This is a genomic window from Haloferula sargassicola, assembly GCF_040362925.1.
GTDB lineage: Bacteria > Verrucomicrobiota > Verrucomicrobiia > Verrucomicrobiales > Akkermansiaceae > Haloferula > Haloferula sargassicola.
Window position 1 is genome coordinate 125,885 of record NZ_BAABRI010000012.1, and the last position, 22,947, is coordinate 148,831.

The 22,947-nt window shown below is 66.6% G+C and carries 19 protein-coding genes; 12 read left to right on the plus strand and 7 right to left on the minus strand.

Annotated elements, in window-relative coordinates:
• Positions 1 to 141 precede the first annotated feature (141 nt).
• On the plus strand, positions 142 to 873 hold the full coding sequence (locus ABXH26_RS11900) for a glutaredoxin family protein (RefSeq protein WP_353567292.1): 732 nt from the start codon (positions 142 to 144) through the stop codon (positions 871 to 873).
• Here ABXH26_RS11900 and asnS read toward each other — a convergent pair.
• Positions 870 to 2,237, minus strand: a complete 1,368-nt coding sequence (gene asnS, locus ABXH26_RS11905) for an asparagine--tRNA ligase (RefSeq protein WP_353567293.1) — start codon at positions 2,235 to 2,237, stop codon at positions 870 to 872. The genes ABXH26_RS11900 and asnS overlap by 4 nt on opposite strands.
• 47 nt (positions 2,238 to 2,284) lie before the next feature.
• A complete protein-coding gene (locus tag ABXH26_RS11910; RefSeq protein ID WP_353567294.1) occupies positions 2,285 to 3,385 on the minus strand; it encodes a metal-dependent hydrolase in 1,101 nt (366 codons plus the stop codon).
• A 98-nt stretch (positions 3,386 to 3,483) separates the two neighbouring features.
• Between ABXH26_RS11910 and coaD the strand changes: the two genes are divergently transcribed.
• From coaD to ABXH26_RS11925, 3 genes are all read left to right on the plus strand, one after another.
• A complete protein-coding gene (gene coaD / locus ABXH26_RS11915; protein ID WP_353567295.1) occupies positions 3,484 to 3,975 on the plus strand; it encodes a pantetheine-phosphate adenylyltransferase in 492 nt (163 codons plus the stop codon).
• Positions 3,976 to 4,154: 179 nt separating this feature from the next.
• Entirely contained in the window at positions 4,155 to 5,942 is a 1,788-nt protein-coding gene (locus tag ABXH26_RS11920) for a Na/Pi cotransporter family protein (RefSeq protein ID WP_353567296.1), read from the plus strand.
• A gap of 151 nt (positions 5,943 to 6,093) precedes the next feature.
• Positions 6,094 to 7,917 carry a carbon starvation CstA family protein gene (locus ABXH26_RS11925; protein ID WP_353567297.1) on the plus strand — a complete coding sequence of 608 codons (1,824 nt, stop codon included), beginning with the start codon at positions 6,094 to 6,096 and terminating at the stop codon, positions 7,915 to 7,917.
• A gap of 41 nt (positions 7,918 to 7,958) precedes the next feature.
• Here ABXH26_RS11925 and ABXH26_RS11930 read toward each other — a convergent pair whose 3' ends face one another.
• From ABXH26_RS11930 to ABXH26_RS11945, 4 genes are all read right to left on the minus strand, one after another.
• Positions 7,959 to 9,434 carry a pyruvate carboxylase subunit B gene (locus ABXH26_RS11930; RefSeq protein ID WP_353567298.1) on the minus strand — a complete coding sequence of 492 codons (1,476 nt, stop codon included), beginning with the start codon at positions 9,432 to 9,434 and terminating at the stop codon, positions 7,959 to 7,961.
• 120 nt (positions 9,435 to 9,554) lie between these two features.
• On the minus strand, positions 9,555 to 9,896 hold the full coding sequence (locus ABXH26_RS11935) for a hypothetical protein (protein WP_353567299.1): 342 nt from the start codon (positions 9,894 to 9,896) through the stop codon (positions 9,555 to 9,557).
• Between the two features lie 57 nt (positions 9,897 to 9,953).
• Positions 9,954 to 11,330, minus strand: a complete 1,377-nt coding sequence (locus ABXH26_RS11940; protein WP_353567300.1) for an arylsulfatase — start codon at positions 11,328 to 11,330, stop codon at positions 9,954 to 9,956.
• 73 nt (positions 11,331 to 11,403) lie between these two features.
• Positions 11,404 to 12,087 (minus strand): rhomboid family intramembrane serine protease, encoded by a 684-nt coding sequence (locus ABXH26_RS11945; RefSeq protein WP_353567301.1) that lies wholly within the window; start codon positions 12,085 to 12,087, stop codon positions 11,404 to 11,406.
• Positions 12,088 to 12,237: 150 nt separating this feature from the next.
• On the opposite strand from ABXH26_RS11945, the gene ABXH26_RS11950 reads away from it, so the two are divergent.
• Positions 12,238 to 14,625, plus strand: a complete 2,388-nt coding sequence (locus tag ABXH26_RS11950) for a response regulator (RefSeq protein ID WP_353567302.1) — start codon at positions 12,238 to 12,240, stop codon at positions 14,623 to 14,625.
• A gap of 13 nt (positions 14,626 to 14,638) precedes the next feature.
• Here the strand turns inward: ABXH26_RS11950 and ABXH26_RS11955 are convergent, their stop codons facing one another.
• Positions 14,639 to 15,007 (minus strand): hypothetical protein, encoded by a 369-nt coding sequence (locus ABXH26_RS11955; RefSeq protein ID WP_353567303.1) that lies wholly within the window; start codon positions 15,005 to 15,007, stop codon positions 14,639 to 14,641.
• Positions 15,008 to 15,257: 250 nt separating this feature from the next.
• Between ABXH26_RS11955 and ABXH26_RS11960 the strand changes: the two genes are divergently transcribed.
• The 7 genes from ABXH26_RS11960 to ABXH26_RS11990 all read left to right on the plus strand — a co-directional run bounded on the left by ABXH26_RS11960 (position 15,258) and on the right by ABXH26_RS11990 (position 22,917).
• Positions 15,258 to 15,713: a CBS domain-containing protein gene (locus ABXH26_RS11960; protein ID WP_353567304.1), complete on the plus strand. Its 456-nt coding sequence runs from the start codon at positions 15,258 to 15,260 to the stop codon at positions 15,711 to 15,713.
• Between the two features lie 7 nt (positions 15,714 to 15,720).
• Entirely contained in the window at positions 15,721 to 17,055 is a 1,335-nt protein-coding gene (locus tag ABXH26_RS11965) for an ArsB/NhaD family transporter (RefSeq protein ID WP_353567305.1), read from the plus strand.
• A 176-nt stretch (positions 17,056 to 17,231) separates the two neighbouring features.
• Positions 17,232 to 17,897 carry an ROK family protein gene (locus ABXH26_RS11970; protein ID WP_353567306.1) on the plus strand — a complete coding sequence of 222 codons (666 nt, stop codon included), beginning with the start codon at positions 17,232 to 17,234 and terminating at the stop codon, positions 17,895 to 17,897.
• A 120-nt stretch (positions 17,898 to 18,017) separates the two neighbouring features.
• Positions 18,018 to 18,974 (plus strand): endonuclease/exonuclease/phosphatase family protein, encoded by a 957-nt coding sequence (locus tag ABXH26_RS11975; RefSeq protein ID WP_353567307.1) that lies wholly within the window; start codon positions 18,018 to 18,020, stop codon positions 18,972 to 18,974.
• Positions 18,975 to 19,109: 135 nt separating this feature from the next.
• Entirely contained in the window at positions 19,110 to 20,321 is a 1,212-nt protein-coding gene (gene trpB / locus ABXH26_RS11980) for a tryptophan synthase subunit beta (RefSeq protein WP_353567308.1), read from the plus strand.
• Positions 20,322 to 20,361: 40 nt separating this feature from the next.
• Complete coding sequence (locus ABXH26_RS11985; RefSeq protein WP_353567309.1) at positions 20,362 to 21,015, plus strand: hypothetical protein; 654 nt, start codon at positions 20,362 to 20,364, stop codon at positions 21,013 to 21,015.
• A 183-nt stretch (positions 21,016 to 21,198) separates the two neighbouring features.
• Positions 21,199 to 22,917, plus strand: a complete 1,719-nt coding sequence (locus ABXH26_RS11990) for a hypothetical protein (RefSeq protein WP_353567310.1) — start codon at positions 21,199 to 21,201, stop codon at positions 22,915 to 22,917.
• Positions 22,918 to 22,947 lie beyond the last annotated feature (30 nt).

Here is a 22,947-nt window from a genome sequence, read left to right on the forward strand (position 1 = left end):
CCCGGCCCTCGGTCCGGCCTCGCGGAGGGAACTGGGCCCACCTTTCCTGGCGGCCGGGCTCGATCCGTTTGATGGATCGCATATCCATGCTTGGGTGATCATGCGGGGTCGGGCGACTCCGCGCCACCCGCTGCCATCGCCATGAAGAAAGCCGCCACCGTTTACCGCATGGTCACCCCCGACCACCTCTGCCCGTGGGGGGTGAAAGCCAAGGATCTCCTGCAACGCAAGGGCTACGAGGTCGAGGACCACCACCTCGAGTCCATGGAAGCCAACGAGGCCTACAAGGAAAAGCACGGCTACGAGGAGACCCCGCAGGTGTTCATCGGCGACGACCGCTACAACTATGACGAGCTGCGCGAGAAGTTCGGCATGAAGCAGGATCCGAAGCAGGGCGAGACCTACCAGCCGGTGGTCGCCGTCTTCGCCGTGGCCTTCGCGATGGCGCTCACCACCTGCTGGGCGATGCGCGGCGGCCTCGACGCCATCCGCGTGATCGAACTGTTCATCGCCTTCAGCATGGGCGTGCTGGGGATCCTCAAGCTTCAGGACCTGCTCGGCTTTTCCACCGGCTTCGTCCAATATGACCTGCTGGCGCGGAAATACGTGCCCTACAGTTATGTCTACCCCTACATCGAGGCCGGCGGCGGGGCCTTAATGATCGCCGGGCTGTTCACCTGGGTGGTCGCGCCGATCGTGCTCATCGCCAGCGGTATCGGCGCCATCTCGATCATCAAGGCGGTCTACGTCGAAAAACGCGACCTCAACTGCGCCTGTGTGGGCGGTGGCAGCAGCGTGCCGCTCGGCTTCATTTCGCTCAGCGAGAATCTGATGATGATCGCCATGTCCGTGTGGATGATGGTGAAGGCCTAGAACTCGCAGTGGCCCGGCGTGCGGGCGAAGGGGATGACATCGCGGATGTTCTGCATGCCGGTGACGAACATCAGCAGGCGCTCGAAGCCCATGCCGAAGCCGGCGTGCGGGACGCTGCCGAATTTCCGCGTATCGACATACCAGCCGTATTCCTCGGTCGAAAGGCCGTGGCGCTCCATGTTCGCCAGCAACATGTCGAGCCGCTCCTCGCGCTGGCTGCCGCCGACGATTTCGCCGATCCCCGGAACCAGCAGATCCATGGCGGTGACGGTCCTTTCGTCATCGTTGAGCCGCATGTAGAACGGCTTGATCTCCTTCGGGTAGTTGAAGACCGTGACCGGCCGCTGGAAGTGCTCCTCGGTCAGCCAGCGCTCGTGCTCGCTTTGCAGGTTGTGGCCATATTCGACCGGATACTCGAAGGCCTTGCCGGAGTTCTGCAGAATATCGACCGCCTCGGCGTATTCGATCCGCTGGAAGGGGTTCGAGGCCACGAACTCGAGGCGTTCGCGCAAGCCCTTGTCGACGAACTTCTCGAAGATCGCCAGGTCGCCCTCCTGTTTTTCCAAGGCCTCGACAACGAGGTATTTCAACATCTCCTCCGCCAGATCCATGTCTCCTTCGAGATCACAAAATGCCATCTCCGGCTCGATCATCCAGAACTCGGCCGCGTGGCGGGAGGTATTGGAGTTTTCCGCGCGAAAGGTTGGCCCGAAGGTGTAGATCCGCCCCAGCGCGCAGGCGAAGGCCTCGCCCTCGAGCTGGCCGGAGACGGTCAGGTGGGCGGCCTTTTCAAAGAAGTCGTCCTCGAACTTCTGCTTCGCGCCGGTGCTCGGGTCGAGCGTGGTCACCCGGAACATCTCGCCCGCGCCCTCGCAGTCGCTGGCGGTGATGATGGGCGTGTGGATATAGTGAAACGCGCGTTCGGCGAAAAAGCGGTGCACCGCCTGGCTCATCCGGCTGCGCAGGCGGAACATCGCGCCGTAGAGATTCGTCCGCGGCCGGAGGTGGGCGATCGAGCGCAGGAACTCCGGCGAGTGCCCTTTTTTCTGCAGCGGGTAGTCCTCCGGCGCGATGCCGAGCAGGCGCACGGCCGAGGCCTGCATTTCCCACGACTGCCCGCCGCCCTGCGACGAAACAAGCCGGCCGACGAGCTGGACGGACGAGCCGGTGGTCATCCTCGGCAGGTCGTCCGAGCCGGGGATGCCGTGATCGATCACCACCTGCAGCGAGCCCAAGCAGGAGCCGTCGTTGATTTCGAGAAAAGAGAAGCTCTTCGAGTCGCGGCGGGTCCTCACCCAGCCGGCGGCTTCGATTTCCGCGGCGGGCGCGGTGGCGGTGAGGAGGTCGCGGATCAGCGTGCGCATGGTCCTGATCTAGCAAGGAGCGGCCGGTCCGCAAGTTCCCGGGGCCTTCATCGCACCGAGCCGAGGAACTCGTGCGGGCGGCCGGGATCGCCGATCAGCCGCGGGCGGTCCTCCCAGCCTTCCTGGTCGCCGCAGATCCGTCGCCACAGCCGGGCCATCATCGCCTTCGTGTCGCGGTCGTCCTTGATCGTCGTCTTCATCGGATCGCCCCGGGTCTCCAGCCGGTAGTCCCACGCGTGCACCGGGCGCAGCGCCAGCCCGCGGGCGTCCCACTCGCGGTATTCGCCGAAGCGCAGGTCGACCAGCCAGATGCCGCCAGCCCGCGGCCGGCCGAGGCACCAGTCCTTGGAAATCCAGCGCACGGTCGCCACCTCGGCGTGCTCGTCCCACTCGTCGAGCGCCGCCGTGTCCTTGCGGAAAATGGTCCACTGCAGCGGCTTGTCGCCATCGAAGATCGACCGGTAGCCGACCCATAACTCATCGCCATGGCGTGCCACGACCCTCCACAGCAGGATCGAACACGGCGCCGGGGCCTCCATTTTCCGCTGCCATGAAATCCCGCGCCGGTCGAGGTCCGCCACGGCGGCGCGGGAGACGGCCGACTTCGCCCAGAAGCTGACGCCCACGTAGGCCGAGCTGATCGCCAGGCAGACGGCGGTGAAACGCAGCCCGGCGCCCTTTTTCCAGCGCTTTGCCTCGATAAAAAGTCCGCGGACGACCGCCACCAGCAGCGGCAGCGCGAACAGCGGGTCGCTCGCAGGCAGGTTGTCGAGCGACACCGGAGGCATCGGCACCGGCCACAGCACCTGCGCGCCGGAGACCGTGAAACAAGCCAGCAACACGTGCCCGGCCAGCGCCAGAAAAACGAACCACCCGGCCCTCGCCGGCGTGACCTTGTGCTTTTTCCAGCGCTTCGAAAGCGGCTTCGCCAGCAGCCAGGCCAGCGGCACGACGAACAGCAGCGAGTGCGTGAAACCGCGGTGGATGCGCAGATCCCAGACGGTGTCGACGAAGGGCAGCAGCAGAAAATCGATGCCCGGCAGCAGGCCGAACAGCGCGCCCCAGCCGATCGCCGGTCGGCCGAGCTGCCGGCCCAGCATCAGCGCCCCCACGATCGCGCCGAGCGCCGCCTGTGTGATCGGATCCACCGGCGCCCAATCTGTTTCCCCCGGCGTGACCGCCAAGCGGAAAAGCATCACGAAACCCGTGGCTTGTATCTTCCAGGCTGAGTCTCGAAGCTCCGCCCATGCGCACCGCGGTTTACGCCGGCTCTTTCGATCCGCCGACCAATGGCCACCTGTGGATGATCGAGCGCGGCCTCGAGCTGTTCGACCGGCTGATCGTGGCCATCGGCGACAACCCCTCGAAAACCTACACCTTTTCCATCCAGGAACGGCTCGACCTGCTCAACGCCTCGGTGCCGAGCTGCGAACGGCTCGCGATCGCCCATTTCCACAACCGCTACCTCGTCGACTACGCCCGGGAAATGGGGGCCACCTTCGTGCTGCGCGGCATCCGCAGCCCGGACGACTACGAATACGAGCGCGTCATGCGGCACATCAACTCCGACCTCGCGCCGGGGATCACCACCACCTTCCTGATGCCGCCGCGCGACATCGCCGAGGTCTCCTCCAGCATGGTGAAATCCCTGCTCGGCCCCGAGGGCTGGCAGGAAATGGTCCGCCGCTACGTCCCCGCAGCCGTTTTCAGTGCGCTGGAGGCGCGCGTCGGAGGCTGAGACGCAGGGCGGCAGCCCTTCGGTGACATCCTTGTCATCGATGAAAACCCGCCGCAACCCCGCCCGTTCTCCCGCGTGGAGGTGGAATCCATCGGGCCCTGACGACGGGGGCGATGGCTTGAACGGACGGACTTTTTCCTCGCTCGGACTGGGTGTTTGTGACGGTTTCGTCACCACCCATGCCGCTTTTCGCCACCGTCTCCGCCCCATCCGTCGTCCTTGGCCTGCTCCACGTCCTCGGGGCCCTCGGTGTCTTCCTTTTCGGGATGAAGATCATGTCGGAGGCCGTCCAGCGGGTCGCCGGCAAGAAGATGCGCCAGGCCCTCGCCAACATCACCGGCAACCGTTTCAGCGGCCTGCTGACCGGGTTTTTCACCACCTCGCTGGTCCAGTCGTCCTCGGCCACCACCGTGCTGGTCGTGTCCTTCGTCAATGCCGGCCTGTTGACGCTCATCCAGTCCATCGGCGTCATCATGGGCGCCAACCTCGGCACCACGATCACCGCCTGGATCGTCGCCCTGATCGGAAAATTCAGCGTGGATACCGTGGCGCTGCCGCTGATCGGCATCGGGCTGCCCTTCGTTTTCATCGGCAAGGACAAGGGCAAGAGCTGGGGTGAGCTGTTCCTCGGCTTTGGCCTCGTGTTCTTCGGGCTGGGGCTGCTCAAGGATTCCGTGCCCGACCTCAAGTCGATGATGAAGGAGGACCCGGCCACCGCCGAGACCATCCGCCAGATCGTCACCTGGATGGGCGGCCGCGGTTTCCTTTCCACCGTGCTCTACCTCGTCGGCGGCATCGCGCTGACCCTGATGGTCCAGTCCTCCTCCGCCGCCATGGCCATCACCATCACCTGCGCGCTCAACGGCTGGCTGGGCGACGTGACCGATCCCCTCGGCGTGTTCCGGAACTCCGCCGCCATCGTGCTCGGGGAAAACATCGGCACCACCGTCACCGCGTGGCTCGCCGCGCTGGGGGCGAACGTCCACGCCAAGCGCGCGGCCCGCGCCCACTTCACCTTCAACGTGATCGGCGTGCTGTGGATGCTGGTCGCCTTCGTGCCCTTCTCGGCGCTGGTGTGGAAGATCGCCGAGTCGCTGCCGGAGAGCATGCGCTCGGCCACGGACGGCTTCCAGACCTCCGAGATCGCCTTCGCCACCGCCATCTTCCACACCTCGTTCAACCTGGTGAACATCTGCCTGCTGATCTGGTTCGTGCCGCAGATCGCCAAGCTGGTCGAATGGTGGGTCCGCGACCGCTCGCCGCAGGCCGCCTCACCGCGGCTGAAATACATTTCCCAAGGCCTCGTCGATCTCGGCGAGCTGAACTTCGCCGAGGCGGAAAACGCCACCCGCCAGATGAACACGCTGACCTCGCAGATGTTCGATGGTTTCGTGAACCTGCTCAACCACCCGCAGACCGACCTTTCCGCCGAAGTCGCCGCCCTCAAGCAGATGGAGGACGACTGCGACGAGATGCTCAAGGACATCACCTCCTATCTCATCCAGTGCTCCTCGCACGAGATCGGGCCCTCGAATGCCAGCCAGATCACCTCGATGCTGCGCGTCGTTTCCGAGTACGAGGAAGCCACCGACCGCATCTACCGGCTGGTGAAGATCGTGCAGCGGAAGTACGAAAAGGGCCGCCATTTCAGCGAAGAGCAGCACCGCGAACTCACCGCGCTGTGCTCTCAGGTCCGCGCCATCCTCGACCTCTGCGCCAACGCGCTGTCCGGCGTGTCCGGGGAAATGTTCGAGAACGCCAATCGCATCGAGGACCGCATCGACGGCCTGCGCAAGCGCCACAACAAGGGTGCCGTCCGCCGCATGCAGGCCGGCGGCGAGGTCCAGACCGAGATGCTCTACACTGAGACCAACAACCACCTCGAAGCGATCGGCAACCACGCCCTGAACATCATCGAGGCCTCCGAGCGCACCGAGCACGCCACCGCCGGCCGCGCCGACGAATAAAAGGAACACAGGCGTCCCGCCTGTGCCCCCCCCAGCTCCTCGTCTCCCTGACCCAGGCACGCCCCCCGGCGTGCCTTTCTCATTCCCGCCATCCCCTTCCCTCCCTAGTCTCCCTCCAATCTTCCATCTATCGTCTTCCAGTCTGTCGTCTATGCCCACCCTCCTCATCGCGCTCGGCTCCCTGGTCCTCTACCTGCTGGCCTATCACACCTACGGCCGCTGGTTGGCGAGGAAGGTCTTCCGGCTGGATCCCGACCGCACGCCGCCATCGATCGAGCTGGAGGATGGAAACGACTACGTCCCCACCTCGAAGGGCGTCGTTTTCGGCCATCACTTCACCTCGATCGCCGGCACCGGGCCGATCGTCGGCCCCGCCCTGGCGGTGATCTACGGCTGGCTCCCCGCCCTGCTGTGGGTCCTTTTCGGGTCCATCCTCATCGGCGCGGTTCACGACTTCGGCTCGCTCGTCGTTTCCATGCGCAACCGCGGCCAGACCGTCGGCGACATCTCCGGCCGCGTCCTCACCCCGCGCACACGGATCCTGTTCCTTTCCATCCTGTTCCTCGCCCTGACCATCGTGCTGGCGATCTTCGGCCTCGTCATCGCCGCGGTGTTCCGGATGTTCCCGGCCTCCATTTTCCCCTGCCTCGTCCAGATCCCCATCGCCGTCGCCATCGGCATCTGGCTCCACCGCAAAGGCATCTCGCTGATGCTTCCCTCGATCCTCGCGCTCGGCTTCATGTATCTCACGGTCTGGTTCGGCGACGAAGGACTCCTCCACACCTTCAACTCGACCCTCGCCGGCCTGCCGGTCATCGCCTGGGTCGGGCTGCTACTGCTTTACTCGTACCTCGCCTCGGTGCTTCCCGTGTGGGTGCTCCTGCAGCCGCGCGACTACATCAACTCACTCCAGCTGCTCACCTCGCTCGGCCTGGTCGTGCTCGGCCTGGTGGTCGCGGCGGTGTTCGGTTTCGGCCCGGAAAAGCAGGCCCTCGAGATCGTCGCGGAGCCGGTCCGGATCGGAGCCGCCGCACCCGAGGGCGCCCCGCCGATGTTTCCGTTTCTTTTCATCACCATCGCCTGCGGGGCCATCTCCGGCTTCCACTGCCTCGTTTCCTCCGGCACCTCGTCGAAGCAACTCCAGTCGGAGTCCGACGCCCAGTTCGTCGGCTTCGGCTCGATGCTCACCGAGGGCTTCCTGGCCGTGCTCGTCATCCTCGCCTGCGTCGCCGGACTCGGCCTCGGCGCGCCGGAAGTCATCGATGGCAAGGCCACCGACCACCTGCTCACCGGCTCCGCCGTCTACCTCAACCGCTACGCCACCTGGAAGGCCTCCGGCGGCCTGCCCGCCACGGTCGGCGCCTTCGTCGATGGCAGCGCGAACTTCCTGCAGGCGCTCCATCTCAAGCCCGCCTTCGCGGTCGCGCTGATGGGCGTCTTCGTCGCCTCCTTCGCCGCCACCACCCTCGATTCCGCCTGCCGCCTGCAACGCTACGTCACCCAGGAACTCGCCGCCGCGATCCGGCTCAAGCCGCTGGCCAACAAGCATGGCGCGACGCTTTTCGCGGTGGTCGTCGCCGGGGCCATCGCCGCCCTGCCCGCTCCGGGAGCCGCGTGGGAATTGGCCAACCTCGGCAAGGGCGGCATGATCCTGTGGCCGCTCTTCGGGGCCACCAACCAGCTGCTCGGCGGCATCGCGTTTCTCGTGATCCTGTTCTGGATGCGGCGGCGCGAGCTCCCGCTGTGGTTCATCGCCCTCCCCGCCGGATTCATGCTCGTCCTGCCGGCGGTGGCGATGCTGATGCAGCTCTTCTCCGGCCCGGCCGCCTGGCTGACCGGGGAAAATCCGAACTTCCTTCTGGCCGCGTTCGGCCTCGCCACCCTCGGGCTGGAGGCGTGGATCGTCATCGAGGCCCTCAAGGTCTGGCCGCGGGCCAAGGGCCTGCCCGAAGCTCCCGCATCCGAGGCCGGCTAAGGAACCGGTCCGAGCCGCCCGCCCTGCACGGCGGTGCGGGCTCAGGCCACCGTCTCGACGGTCACGTCCATGGTCCGTCCGTCAACGGTGAGGGCGTAGTGCTTCACGCCGGCGGGCACCGGTGCCGCGGCGACGGGCGCCGGCGCCGCCGGAGCAGGCTCGGGTTTTGGCGCGTAGAGCGCCTCGAGCTGGGCCGGGAACATGGCGTGGATCACGCAGTGCTCGTCGTCGCTCGGCAGGCCTTTTTCCTCCAGCTCGCGGCGCAGGGCGTCCATGTGCTTGGGCTTGGCGTCGGGCGCCTCGACCGGGCGGCACTCGATCGGCGACTTGCCGGTCTGCTTCGCGGCGATGGCCTGGATTTCCGGATCGACCGGCGCGGGCGTGCGGCCGTAGTAGCCGAGCGCGATGTCGGCCGCCTGCGGCGAAAGTTGCTTCCAGCGGCCGAACTTGACGTTGAGGAAGGCCTGCATGCCGACGATCTGCGAGGTCGGCGTGACCAGCGGGATCCAGCCGAGCGCCTCGCGCACGATCGGGATTTCGCGGAACACCTCGTCGAAGCGGTCCTCCATCTTCTGCTCCTTCAGCTGGGTGCGGAAGTTCGACAGCATGCCGCCGGGCACCTGGTATTCGAGCGTGTCGCTGTCCACGACCTCGTTCTTGTGCGAGGTGAAGTCGCCCAGCTCCGAGTAGGCCTTTTCCAGCGGCCCGCGGATGGCCTTCAACGCAGCCCGCTGCTCGTCGCTCACCTGCGGGCAGCGCGGGTGGCCTTCGAGCAGTGCCAGCATGCGCGTAACGTCCGGCTGGCCGGTGCCGTTGGCGAAAGGGGCGATCGAGACATCGATCGCGTCCACGCCGGCATCGATGGCGGCGAGATAGGTGGCGGCTCCGAGCCCGGCGGTTTCGTGGGTGTGGATCCAAATCGGGATCTCCACCTTTTCCTTCAACCCGCCGACGATCGCCGCGGCGTGCTGCGGCGGGATCAGGCCGGCCATGTCCTTGATGACGATGGCGTCGCAGCCCATGCGTTCGAGTTCGAGGCCGAGTTCGATGAATTTCTCCACCGTGTGCACCGGGCTGGTGGTGTAGCAGAGGGTGCCGTGGGCCTGGGCGCCGGCCTTCTTGGCGGCGGTGATGGCGCAGCGCATGTTCCGCGGGTCGTTGAGGGCATCGAAGATGCGGAAGATGTTCATCCCGTGCTTGGCGCTGGTGGCGATGAAGGCCTCGACCACGTCATCGGGAAAGTGGGCGTACTGGACGATGTTCTGGCCGCGCAGCAGCATCATGTGCGGCGTGTCCGGGCAGGCTTTTTTCAGCGCATCGAGGCGGTCGAAGGGAAACTCGCGGAGGAAACGCAGGCCGGCATCAATGGTCGCGCCGCCCCAGGTCTCCAGCGCGCCGAAACCCCAGGCATCGAGCGCCTCGCAGACCGGCAGCATCTGCTCGGTGCGCATGCGGGTGGCGGCGAGGCTCTGGTGGCCATCGCGCAGGACGGTGTTGTTGAAAACGACGGGCTTCATGGCATTCGAGGTCGTGGTTTCCCCGGACGGCAAAGCCCGCCGGGTGCCTTCATTGAACCCCCATCCCGGACCAAGGGGGAGTGTTTTGTGTGTTCTTCGCGGCATGCGGGACGGGCCCGGTCACCGGGTCTCCGCCTCGGGCTGTTCGAGCACCATCACGACATCCGCCGCATCGCAAACGGCCCGCATGGTCCCGCCGGCGGCCTTCGGTTGATACTCGAAAATCAGCATCCGCCCGTCGGCGCGGGCGCCGGTGACGTGGTCGAGATCGATGCGGTTGTCATCGCGGACAATCACCGCCCGGACCATGCTGCCGGCCGAATCGACGGCACCGGCGCGGAAGGTGGCGACGAGGCGGACAAAGGTGGCGGCGCGCTCGCCGGGATCGACGGTCGGCGTGTCCTGGGCGGCGCCGATGCTGAACATCGCGAGGCTGGCAAGGGTGACAAGGGTGGCTTTCATGGCCTCCCAAGCTGCGCCGGAAGCCGGCTCCGCGCAAAGCGTTTCGCCCGCCGTCGCTCAGGGCAGCGGCCGGGAGGCCTCCTTGAGATAACCGAGGGCCTTGCGCACCACGGCGGCGCATGCCGGATCGTCGGCCAGGTCGTGGGCCTCGGCGGGATCGTCTTCGAGGTTGTAGAGTTCGAGGGGCTTGCCCACCGCGCGGAACACCTTCCATTTCCCGAAGCACAGCGCCTGCGACTCCAGGACCTGGGTCTGGGTCTCGTCGTTGAACTTGCGGAACTCGATGTGCAGGTAGTCGTGCTCCGGCTGGTTGCCCTGGCCGAGCAGGGTGGGCAGGAAGGAAAGGCCGGTGCTCTGCGCCGGCACCGGCTCGCCCAGCAGCCCGCACAGGGTCGGCAGCACGTCATCAAAGCCGCTGAGATGGTCGGTGGTGCGGCCGGCGGCGATGTGGCCCGGCCAGCGGGCAAGCATCGGCGTGCGGATCCCGCCCTCGTGCATGTCGCGCTTGTGCCCGCGCAGGCCGCCGGTGGAGTCCCAGAACTCCGGCCGGTGGCCGCCTTCCATGTGGGCGCCGTTGTCGCTGGCGAACATGACCAGCGTGTGGTCGTCGATGCCGAGCTCCACCAGCAGGTCGAGGATGCGGCCGACCTCGCCGTCGAGGTATTCCATCATGGCCGCGAAGCCGGCGATCGGGTTGACGACGTCCGGCGTGGTCTCGCCCGGGCCGGCACCATATTTGCCGATCACGTCATCGAACTGCGGGAAGACCTTCCGCCATTTCGCGTGCAACGCGGCCGGGGCCTGCATGGCGGCGTGCGGCACCGTCGTCGGGATGTAGCAGAAAAACGGCTTCTTTTCCTTCGCGCTACGGCGGATGAAATCGCGCGCGGCCTCCATCATGATCGGCGGCGAGTAGGTCTTGCCATCGAGCATCTCCTCCTTGCCGTTGCGGATGATACGACTGGGATAGTAGGTGTGGGCGATGATCTGGCTCTTGCAGCCGCAGAACTCGTCGAAGCCCTGCTCCAGCGGGTTCTGCGGGCCGCCGCGGGTGGTCACGCCGAGGCCCCACTTGCCGAAGGCGCCGGTCCGGTAGCCGGCCTGCTGGAAGACCTCCGGCAGCACGGTGAGCTCCTGCGGCAGCGCGGCGCGGGCTTCGGGCAGATTCGAGCGGAGGTAGTTCCGTCCGGACTCGATGCCGGTCATCAGCACCGCACGAGAAGGCGAGCAGACGGTGTTGCCCGAGTAGTGGCGGGTGAAACGCATGCCCTCCGTGGCGAGGCGGTCGATGTGCGGCGTCTCGAACTTTTCCTGACCGTAGCAGGACAGGTCGCCATAGCCGAGGTCATCGGCCAGAATGTAGATGATGTTGGGCTTTTCGGCCGCGGGGCCGGCCAGCGGAAGCAGCAGCAGGAACAGGAGGAAGCATCTCATGGACGGGCGGAGGTCGGGGCGGATCATACGGGCAGCCCCGCGCGCATCATGCACCGCATTCGGGTAGGGATCATCAGGTCCGCCGGTGGCGCGCCACGCGCGGCATGGGAACCACCAGAGCTGCGAGCACCAGGCCCACGGTGAAACCGCCGACATGCGCCCCGACGGCGATGTTTCCCGCCGTGCGGGTGAACATCGAGTGATAGTCCATGGCGAAGAACACCGCTGCCAGCGCCGCCAGCTTCCACGGAGCCACCGGTTCGGCGAGCGGCCAGATGTGGGGATCCGGCAGGTCCCAGCGCAGCGCCATGTCGAGATAGGCGCCCATCAGCCCCGAGATCGCGCCGGAGGCCCCGAGCATGGGGATCCACGAGTCCCGCTCGATGATCACGTGCGAAACGGAGGCTCCCAACGCGCTCAGCAGAAACACCCCCAGCATCCACCGCCATCCCAGCAGCTCGCTGACCAGCGCCCCGAAGCCCCACAGATAAGCCATGTTGCCGGTGAGGTGAAAAACATCCCCATGCAGGAAAGCGCAGCTCAACAGGGTCAGGAAATGATGGGCATCCCCGGAACCCGCCGAGCCCTCACGCAGCCGATGCCAGCTTTCCACCACCGCTCCGGGGTTGACTTCCCAGGCCTCGTCCCAGTCGCCGAAAAGCTGGGCGATGAAGACCAGGGATATGCCAAGGATCAGCCCCAGCAGCACGCCTTGCACCCTCATCAGCCCGCCGAAGCCGTCACACGCCCATCGCATGCGGCGACCATCCCGTGCCCCCGGAACGAAGGCAACTCCATTACCCGGCGGGGAGCGCCCACCTACGCGATCCCCTACATACGTCTTTACGATCTTGAGAAGACCAGCCCGCGGAGGCACCGTCGGAATCAGGGTCTTTCCTCTCGATCGATGTTCCGCACCAGCCTCCGCATCCGAATCCTTCTCCTGACCGGCGCGTTCCTGGGGATCGTTTTTTCGCTGGGGCTGCGGACGCTCGGCCAGGTCGGTCGGTTCCACCGGGAAGCCCTCGAGAACCAGCAGGCGATCTCGCACGCCGAACTGCTGGCCCGGAGTGCCCAGGCCGCGTTCGCCGCGCAGGTCCAGGAATGGAAGAACACCCTTCTCCGGAGCGACGCTGCCGATGAATCGGCCTACCACTGGAACCACTTCGTCCAGCAGGAGCACCGCACCCGCCGGCTGGCGGGCGAGCTGCTCGCCGCCCTGCCCACGGATTCACGGGCCACCCTCATCGCCCGCGGTTTCCTCGCCCGCCACGACCAGCTTGGAAAAGACTTCCGCGCCGCCCTCGCGGAACTCCGCCGGGGCGGCACCGATGCCTCGCAGAGGGCCGATCATCTCGTCCAGGGGAAGGTCCGCGAGCCTGCCGCGATGTTCGATCGTCTCGTCGATCAGCTCGAAGCGGAGCGCGCCATGATCGAAGCCACCACGGACAAGGAGAAACGCGACCGCGCCACCTCCACGGTCGTGGCCACGGCGGGTTTCCTGGTCGTCGTGTTCGTCGTCATGTCCGCCGCGCTGCACCGCTGGGTGAACGTGCCCATCGCCGCGGCCATCAAGCAGGCCGGCCGCATCGCCACCGGCGACTTCGAACCGACCCGGGTCGAGACCGCTTCGATCGACGTCGCCAGCCTGCAGGAAAGCCTCAATGCGATGGCGCGCCACCTCAAGGACGGCCGCGCCAACCTGTTGCAGGCCCGCGATGAGGCCGTCGAAGCCTCGCGCCTCAAGTCCGAGTTCCTGGCCAACATGAGCCACGAGATCCGCACGCCGCTCAATGGCGTGATCGGCATGACCGAGCTGCTGCTCCTTTCCCCGCTCGATCCCGAGCAGCGGAACATGGCGGAAACGGTGCACACCTCCGGCGAGGCCCTGCTTTCCGTGATCAACGAGATCCTCGATTTCTCCAAGGTCGAAGCCAACCGGATGGAACTCACCGAGGAGGACTTCGACCTCGAGGAAATGGTCGGGCAGGCCACCCGGGTGGTCGCCCCTCGGCTGCGGAAAAGGCAGATCGAGCTGGTGGTGGCCATCGCGGACGAGGTGCCGGCCCGGGCCGTCGGCGATCCCGCGCGGCTGCGGCAGGTGCTCATCAACCTGCTGACCAATGCCGCCAAGTTCACCCCCGAGGGCGAAATCGCGGTCCGGGTCTCGCGGGCCGCCTCCTCCGGCGAGCAGCTCAGGCTTTGCTTCGAGGTGGCCGACACCGGCATCGGCATCCCCCGGGACAAGCTTCCGATCATTTTCGAGGCCTTCCGGCAGGTCGACGGATCCTCCACCCGCACCCAGGGCGGCACCGGACTCGGCCTGGCGATCTGCAAGCGGCTGGTCGAGTTGATGCAGGGATCGATTTCCGTCGAAAGCACGCCGGGAGCTGGCAGCACCTTCACTTTCGAGGTCTGCCTGCTGCCCTCCGAGGCTCCGGAAGCGGAAGCGCCCGCTTTCCTCAGCGGCCGGCGGGTGCTGGTGATCGATGACCACCGGCTGAACCGCGAGATCCTGGCCGACCGGCTCGCCGGCTGGGGTTGCGAGGTGGTGGCCGTGCCGTCGGTCGCCGCCGCAGGGGAAGCCTTGGAAAGCCCCGCGGCACCGTTCGACCTCATCCTGTGCGACGACCAGATGCCCGGTCACGACGGCTACGATTTCATCCGCCAAGCCGCCGCGGACCCCCGCCTCGCCAAGGTGCCGGTGGTCCTCCTCTCCTCCGCCGCGCCCGGCTCACCGCCCGCCGACCTGCCACCCGGAGCCCCGGCGGCCACCCTCACCAAGCCCCTCGTCCGCCGGGCCCTGCTCGATGGGCTGGCCCAGGTCCTTTCCCCGGCACCCGATCCCGCCCCGCGCGCGCCGGAGCCCGAAATGCCGGCGGCTTCCATGGCCGGAGAGCTGCTGGTGGTCGAGGACACCCCGCTCAACCGCAAGTATCTCGGCATGATCCTCAAACGCGAAGGCCTCGTTCACCGGATGGTCGAAAACGGCCGCCTCGCCGTCGAGGAGGCGATTCACCGGGACTACGACGTGGTGCTGATGGACGTGAGCATGCCGGAAATGGACGGCTTCGAGGCGACGCGCCGCATCCGTCAGGCCACCGCGGGGCGGAAACGCCGGCCGGTCATCATCGGGCTGACCGCCCACGCCATCGCCGGCACCCGCGAGCGCTGCCTGGAAGCCGGCATGGACGACTACCTGACCAAGCCCGTGAAGCCGGCCGAGCTGGCCGCGCGGATCCGGCACTGGCTTTCCGCACCGGGACGTGCGGATCTCGCCACGCTGGCAGGATAGCCCCCGAGCCATCCTAATGTCCTGGCCCCGGCACCTGCCGGAGCCGATCCGTCACCAGCCCGTGCTCCTTCAACATCGCGAGCGCCTCCAGCGTGCCATAGAGCACTCCTGCCCAGACGATCGAGAGGGCCAGCCAGCGTCCCCCATCCTGCACGCCGTGGCACAGGGCCACGAACAACAGCACCGGCCCGGCGAACACCCGGCACCACCGGGTGGCTAGCCGGTCGAAGAGGCCCACAAGCAGCACGAAGACGGCCAAGAAGGCAGCGGCCGAGACGGCCGCAACTCCGGGAGTGACGAGCCGGTCGTCGAGGAGGAAGTAAACTGCCGCCCCGACCAGCGCGCTGGCGGTTGCGGTGAGGAAGTATTGGCGGGTTTTCATGGAGACGTTGAGGGCGGGCCTGTCCAACGGGCACCATGCGATCAAATGCGAGCGGGGTCAAACCGCGAGCGGCGGGGTGGAGGCCGTCGCACGGGTTCCATCGCGGGGATGTCACGTCCGGATGGGAAACGGCGAGCATTTGCAAGGATCCGTGTGGCGGCGGTGGCGGTGATTTCGAAACTCATGCCCATCGCAACAAGGAGTGGGTGTGGAATCGCAGGGAGCAACTGATGTGACATGCCGGTCGATCATGGCCAGGGATTTCCCGAGGCTGACCGAGGATCTGCCCTTGCTGGAGTGCGTGCGCCGGCTGTTGGAAAACCGGATGCTTGGGATCCCGGTGGTGGATGCCGCGGGCAAGTATCTCGGAGTCTTCCGCAAGAACCTGCTGATCGCCGAAGTGCTGCCCCAGGTCGCGCGCCAGGATCCGCGGCTCGAGCGCATCGCGCGCATGATCGATGCCGGCCTGCTGCAGGAAACGCTGGCCGGCGTGCGCTCCCGCTTTGCCCCGATCGCCCACGAGCCGGTGCGCCTGCACATGGATGTGGTGGCCCCGGTGCTGCGGCCGGAGCAGCCGCTGGTCGCGGCCATGTTCTACCTCTTCCAGGGGCGGAACTTCCTCCCGGTGGTGGAGGAAAAGACCTGCTTGCTGGTGGGGATGGTCTCCGCCTGGGACGTGCTGGCTCACCTCATCGCGCGGGATTGAAACGCTCATGTGGCCCGCCGTTTCCCATATCTCCGCCGATCACGGTCCGCTGTGGCCCTCCCTCACCATCCTCGGCCTGACCTACGCCGCCATCATGAGCGAGCGCGTGAACCGGGCGATCATCGCGCTGATCGCCGCGGTGGTCATGATTGGCAGCGGCCTGCTCACGCAAAAGGAAGCCGTGGCGGGCATCGACTTCAACACCATCGGGCTGCTGACCGGCATGATGGTGATCGTTTCCGTGGCCCGGAAAAGCGGGTTGTTCGAGTTCCTGGCCATCTGGGCGGCGAAGGTGGCGCGAGGCCGGCCGGCGGGCATCATGGCGTTGCTGATGCTGATCACCGCGGTGGTGTCCGCGTTGCTGGACAACGTGACCACGGTCCTGCTCATCGTGCCCGTGACGCTGCTGATCTGCGAGCGTCTGGAGGTGCCTCCCTACCCTTTCCTGCTGTCACAGGTGCTGGCCTCGAACATCGGCGGCACGGCGACCCTGATCGGTGATCCGCCGAACATCCTGATCGGCACCCAGGTGGGCCTGTCGTTCAATGCCTTCGTGGCCAACCTGGCGCCGCTGATCGTGGTGCTACTGGTGGTGCACCTCGGAATCATCCACCTGGTCTGGGGGCGGAAACTGAGGGCCTCCGAGAAAGGCCGCAAGCTCATCATGGCCCTCGACGAACGCAAGGCGATCAGCGACCGCGCCTTGCTCGCCAAATCGCTGGTCGTCATCGGCGGCGTGTTGGGATCCTTCACCTGCGCCCATGCCATCGGGCTGGAGTCGGGCACCATCGGCATCGCCGGCGCGGCGTTGCTGCTGTTGCTCGACAACCTCGGCAAGCCGGCCGCCAAGCAGAACGAGAACGTGACCCACGTCTTCAACGAGGTCGAATGGGTGACGCTGTTCTTTTTCATCGGCCTGTTCGTGGTGGTCCGGGGCGTCGAATCCTCGGGAGCGCTCCAGCTGCTGGCGAGCCGGCTGCTCGAAGCCACCGGCGGCGACCTGCGGTCGACCGGGCTCGGCATCCTCTGGTCCTCGGCCATCCTCTCGGCGCTGGTCGACAACATCCCCTTCGTGGCCACCATGATTCCGATGGTGAAATCGATGGCCGGCAGCTTCGGCGGGCCGGACGGGCTGGCCCCGCTGTGGTGGGCGCTTTCGCTCGGAGCCTGCCTCGGGGGCAATGCCACCTTGGTCGGTGCCAGCGCGAACCTGACCGTGGCGGGCATCGCCGAGCGCCACGGCGTGCCCTTCCGTTTCCTCACCTACACCCGGCACGCGGCCCCCATGGTGGTGCTGCACCTGCTGGTCTGCCACGCCTACTGGCTGTGGCGCTTCGCGTAACGCCGGCCCGGCCGTGGTTGGGTTTCCGGCCACCGTTTCCCCATGGGCCCGGGTTTTCGGAAAACCTGCGGATCCGCTCCCGGCATCGCGGCGGAGGGTCAGGGGGTTTTGGCTACCCACCTCCGCCGTCCTTTGCCAAGGTGGCTCCATGCCGGCAGGAAGCCCGGCCACCATGGATGAAAGTACTGGTTCTCGATATCGGCGGCAGCAACGTGAAGATGCGGATGACGGGGCAGGAGGAGCGGACCAAGTTTTCCTCCGGCCCGGCATTCACCCCGCAGGACCTGCTCGCGGGCCTGAAGGAGCATGCCGCGGATTGGGACTACGAGGCCGTGACCGTCGGCTTCCCCGCCCCGGTCCTCGCCGGGCGTCTCCCGAGGGAGCCGAAGCACCTCGGCGGCGGGTGGACGGATTTCGATTTCGAAAAGGAACTCGGCAAGCCGGTCAAGCTGATCAACGACGCCGCGATGCAGGCCGTCGGCTCCTACGAAGGCGGACGGACGCTTTTTCTCAGCCTCGGCACCGGCCTCGGGTCGGCCCTGATTTCCGACTATCATGTGATCGCCACCGAGTTATGTGAACTCCGCTGGTCGAAGAGTTCCACCATCGAGTCGCAGGTGGCCAAGGCGAAGAAGAAACACCTCGGCCCCAAGCGCTGGGAAGAGCGCGTCCACCTCATCGTCGAGATGCTGCGGAAGTCGCTGCTGCCCGATTCGATCGTGATCGGCGGCGGCGAGGCGAAGCACCTCAAGGAACTGCCCGCCGGTGCCCGCCGGGTCGACAACGACATGGCGCTCGAGGGCGGCGAAGCGGTCTGGAACGAGCCGCGCTTCCAGCTCTGATCGATGCGGGGCCGCGCCGGCACGGGATTTCCTGCGCTCGATCCGTGCCGGAAAACCATGGAAGCCGCAGGGAAACGGGCGCGTAAAACCCGCTCCATGCCCGTCCGATCTTCCCGCTGCTTGAACCGGGTTTTCACGACCCTCCTGGGCTCGCTCGCTCCCGGCATCGTTGCCGCAGCCGGGCCCGCGTTCACCGTGATGAGCTTCAACACCTGGCACGACCTGTCGCAGGTGAAAAACGGCTTCGAAAAGGGCCGCGAAGCGATCCGGCGGTCCGGGGCCGACATCGTCTGCCTCCAGGAATCCACGCCGCAAACTTCAACCCGCCTCGCTGAAGAGCTGGGCTGGCACCGGGCGGAGAACGGCACCGGTTCCGTGGAAATCCTCAGCCGCTTTCCCGTGGTCGAGACCTATGCCGGCAAGGAACCCACCCCCGACCGCTTCATCGGCGCGCGCTTCCTGCTCGGCGACGAGCCACGGCGCGAAGTCATCGTTTTCAACACCCACCTCGACTACGTGCACTACGGGCCCTACGCCGCTGCACGCCCCCAAGCCACGCCCGCCAGCACCCTCGCCGAGAACCGTCGCTCCGAGCGGGTTCCCCAGATCACGGCCGTGCTGAACGCGATGAAGCCTTATCTCACCGCGGCGGACAGCCTTCCGGTCATCCTCACCGGCGATTTCAATGGGCCCTCGCACCTCGACTGGACGCAGGCCGCCGCCGCGAACCATCACGGCATCGGACCGGTCGCTTGGCCGGAGAGCCGGCTGGTCATCGACCGCGGCATGGTGGACTCCTTCCGCCACCGGCACCCCGACCCGGTGGCGATGCCCGGAACCACCTGGTCCGCCATCCACAAGGATTCCGAACCGCAGGACCGCATCGACTTCATCTATCACAAGGGCACTGCCCTGCGACTCGTGGATTCCCGGGTGTTCACGACCGAGGTGGAAACCACGATTGGAGCCTGGGGTAGCGACAAGACGCCGGTGGAGACCAACACCTGGCCCTCCGACCACGCGGCGGTCGTTTCCAGCTATTGCTTCGATGCGGCGAGCTCCACGCCGGGCGAGTGAAAGGCTGCGCCCCGACGCCGGGGCCTCGACCCTTCACGCCGCGGAATGAAGCGGCGGATGCAGCAATGACTGCGTGGACTCCCGCGCCGGCCGCGCGCTATGGCGAGGGGTGCGGCATCACCCGACCCAGCGACCATGAACAACACCTTCACCCACCCCCTGCCCGATGCGGATGGCTATTTCGGCGAATACGGCGGCAGTTTCATCCCGCCCCAGTTGCAGACGATCCTCGCTGAAATCTCCGAGGCCTATGAGGCCATCATCCGCGACGAGGACTTCCTCGGCGAGTTGCGGTGGCTCTACCGGCACTACGTCGGCCGGCCGAGCCCGGTGTTTCACGCGCGGCGGCTGTCGCAGAAGTACGGCGCGGAGATCTACCTCAAGCGGGAGGACGTGAACCACACCGGCGCCCACAAGATCAACCACTGCCTCGGCGAGGCACTGCTGGCGCGGAAGATGGGCAAGACCAGGCTGATAGCGGAAACCGGCGCCGGCCAACACGGCGTGGCCCTCGCCACCGCGGCGGCGCTGCTGGGCATGGAGTGCGACATCTTCATGGGCGAGGTCGATATGGCCAAGGAACACCCCAACGTGGTCCGCATGCACATCCTCGGCGCCCGCGTGGTGCCGGTCGGCCACGGCCGCCGCACCCTGAAGGAGGCCGTCGATGCCGCCTTCGAGGCCTACCTCGGCGATCCCGTGAACCAGTTCTACGCGATCGGCTCGGTCGTCGGCCCCCACCCGTTTCCCAAAATGGTCCGGGACTTCCAGTCGATCGTCGGCAACGAGGCCCGGCAGCAGATCCAGGAAATGACCGGCCGCCTGCCCGACCACGTGGTGGCCTGCGTGGGGGGAGGGTCGAATGCCATGGGCATCTTTTCCGCATTCCTCGACGATGAAACGGTCGCCCTCCACGGGGTCGAGCCCGCCGGGCGGAGCCTCGACGAACCCGGCGAACACGCCGCCACCCTGACCAAGGGCCGCCCCGGCGTGATGCACGGCTTCAAGTCCTACATGCTTCAGGACGAGGCCGGCGAACCCGAAGAGGTCTACTCCGTGGCCAGCGGCCTCGACTATCCGGCCGTCGGCCCCCAGCACAGCTACCTCAAGGACATCGGGCGGGTCCGCTACCACACCATCAACGATGCCGAAGCCATCGATGCCTTCTTCGAGCTGTCGCGCCTGGAGGGCATCATCCCGGCCATCGAGTCGTCCCACGCCGTGGCCCACGCCACCCGGCTGGCGGCGGAGGGCGGCAGCATCCTCGTCAACCTGTCCGGGCGCGGCGACAAGGACATCGACTTCGTGGCCGAAAACTATGGCGCGCGCTACGGCCTCCCCGGCTAGGCGCGGGAGGCGTGGATGTGCCTTTCCCGGTCCACCGCCGGTGGCGCGCGGGCTCGACAAGGCGGCACCGGTCGTGCTGGGCTTCCTGTTGGAAACGATGACCACCCACGAACCCTCGCCCTATCTCCCGCCGCGCGCGCCGGAGACGCCGCCCCTCCCGGACCCGCAGCTGCCACCCACGGTGATCAAGGTCTTGGGGATCATCCATCTGGTCTTCGCGGCGATGGGAGTGCTCAATGCCATCTTCGCCATCGTCGGGATGGTCGCTCTGGGAAAGATGAAGGGTTTCGCCGGGACCGCCGGAGGTTCGGCCGCCTTCGGAAAATACATGTCCGAGATCGCCTGGGTCTCGATCCTCAACGCCGTCTTCTCCATCGGGCTCGCCGGGCTGCTGCTGGTCGCCGGGCTCAAGCTGCTGCGCCACCGCGCGAACGCGCTGCGGTGGTCGAACGCCTACGCGTGGACCTCGATCGCCACCAAGGTCGTCGCCACGGTGATCTCGCTGCTGGTCGTGCTGCCCGCCGCCCACCGGATGAACGGCGCGATCGGCAGCCAGATGCCCCAGCTCCAACAGACGATCACCACGGCCTCATCGGTCGTCGGCTCGCTGGTGTCCTTCGTTTATCCCATCCTCACGCTGGTCCTGCTCAATCGCGAACCGGTGAAGCGCTTCCTGGCGAGCCACGGCACCTGACGCCCCCGGCAGCGGAGAGATCAGGAGGCGGGGCCATGGGGCCCGCGGAGCGTTCCGGAGAGGCGGCGGGAACGGAGAGGCGGCGCATTTTTTGCGAACGCATGGCCGACTCCGGACATGCACCCCAAGGCAGTCGATGCACCCCACCCCGGAACCCGTGGGTGCCATCCTGCCCCCAAACCCATGAAATCCATCCTCCTCACCGCCATGCTCATGCCGGTTGTCGCACAGGCGCAACTGGTGCTCTCCGACTCCTTCGACATCACCGGCGGCACCTCCGCAGCCACCGGTTTCGGAAACGACGGCGTCAACACCGAGATCGAGACCCGCCTCGCCGGCCAGGCCGCCACCGACCAGCTGCTCTCCTACTACGCCAGCGGCGCGGGCAAGCCCGAGTCGGCCTACTCGATCGTCGACAACGCCCTCGTCATCGATCCCGCCGTCAACGTTGGCTCGGTCACCTTCACCGAGGACGGCTTCAGCGCCTTCGACTTCGGCGGCTACCTCCGCGGCAAGGTCTACGAAATCGAGCTGACCATGGACAACGACGCGGTCGATACCGTCAACCGGCGCTTTTCCTTCTCGATCGCCACGGGCCCCGCCCAGACGGTCGATGCGGTTCCCTTCGGCATCCAGCTCGCCGCCAACGCCGGCCAAACGGGCGCGGAGGTCTTCAAGCGCATCGACACCACCGCCAACCCCGACGGTGGCGACGTCAACCAGTCGATCGCCGCCGACCTGCCCTATGGCGTGCCGGTCAGCCTGCGCCTCGTCATCACCGATGTGGACACCACCATCGGCCAGCTCTCCAGCTACGAAATCTATCTCAACGGCGGCACCACGCCCATCGACAGCGGCAGCTTCGGCATCCCCTCCGTCAACCGCTACCTCGTCCTCGACATCGCCCCCAACAGCGGTCCCGTCACCTACGACGCTCTTAGTATCACGGTCACCGGCGAGGCCCCCGAGCCGCCTCCCATCACCGGCGACCGCTACCTCTATTTCGTCGGAAACGACGGCGCGATCCACGGCTTCACCGGCATCGATACCGGCGACGTGCCGGTCACGGCGGTGGGCAACTTCCGCGGCGGCGTGGCCGAGGCGACCCACGTCGATTACGGTGACTTCCAGGCCTTCACCTGCGATCCCACCAGCGGCATCGTTTACGGCATCAATCTCTACGGTGACGTCGTTACCTGGCCAAGCGTCGCCGACTGGCTGGCCAACACCCACGCGGACGTGCCCACGGAAAGCGACCCCCGCTACGATGCCTACGGGCTCAATGCAGTCCATGGCGCTTCTTATGATCCCGCCACCGGAGGCTTCTACGTCGTCTACGAGGGGGACGCCTCGATCGACGGAGACATCGGGGAATACGCCACCGCCGCCGATTTCACCACCAACACCAACGCCGTCGTGACCCCTTCGACCTACGGCGGCAACCTCCTCAACTTCTACTACTGGGGCGAGGACGCGCCCGGCAACCGCGTGGCGCCGAACGACACCCCCGGCGCGAACTATTTCCAGGCCTCCGGAGGCGGGCAGCTGGAGGGCTTCCTGAGCCTGTCCGACTACGCCGCCGACCCGAACATCCGCACCTTTCAGAAGGCCGGCTTCTGCAACGGCTGCGTCGCCGCCTTCGCCCTGCCCCTTCCGGTCGAGCCGGATCTCCAACTGCGGATCACCGGCGTCGCCCGCAACGGCGTGGGAGAGGTCACCAGCGCCACCCTGGAGTTTTCCCCCCAGCCGGCGGCGAGCTATTCCGTCCTCCTTTCCCCGGATCTGCAAACGCCCTTTAGCATCGTCCCCGGCCTGGAAAACGTGACCGCCTCACCGGTGATCGTGCCGATCCCCGCCGGCTATGAAACCCGGGGCTTCCTGAAGATTTCGGAGAATCCCTGAGCCGCTCTCCGGCCCGGCCGCGTTTCATTG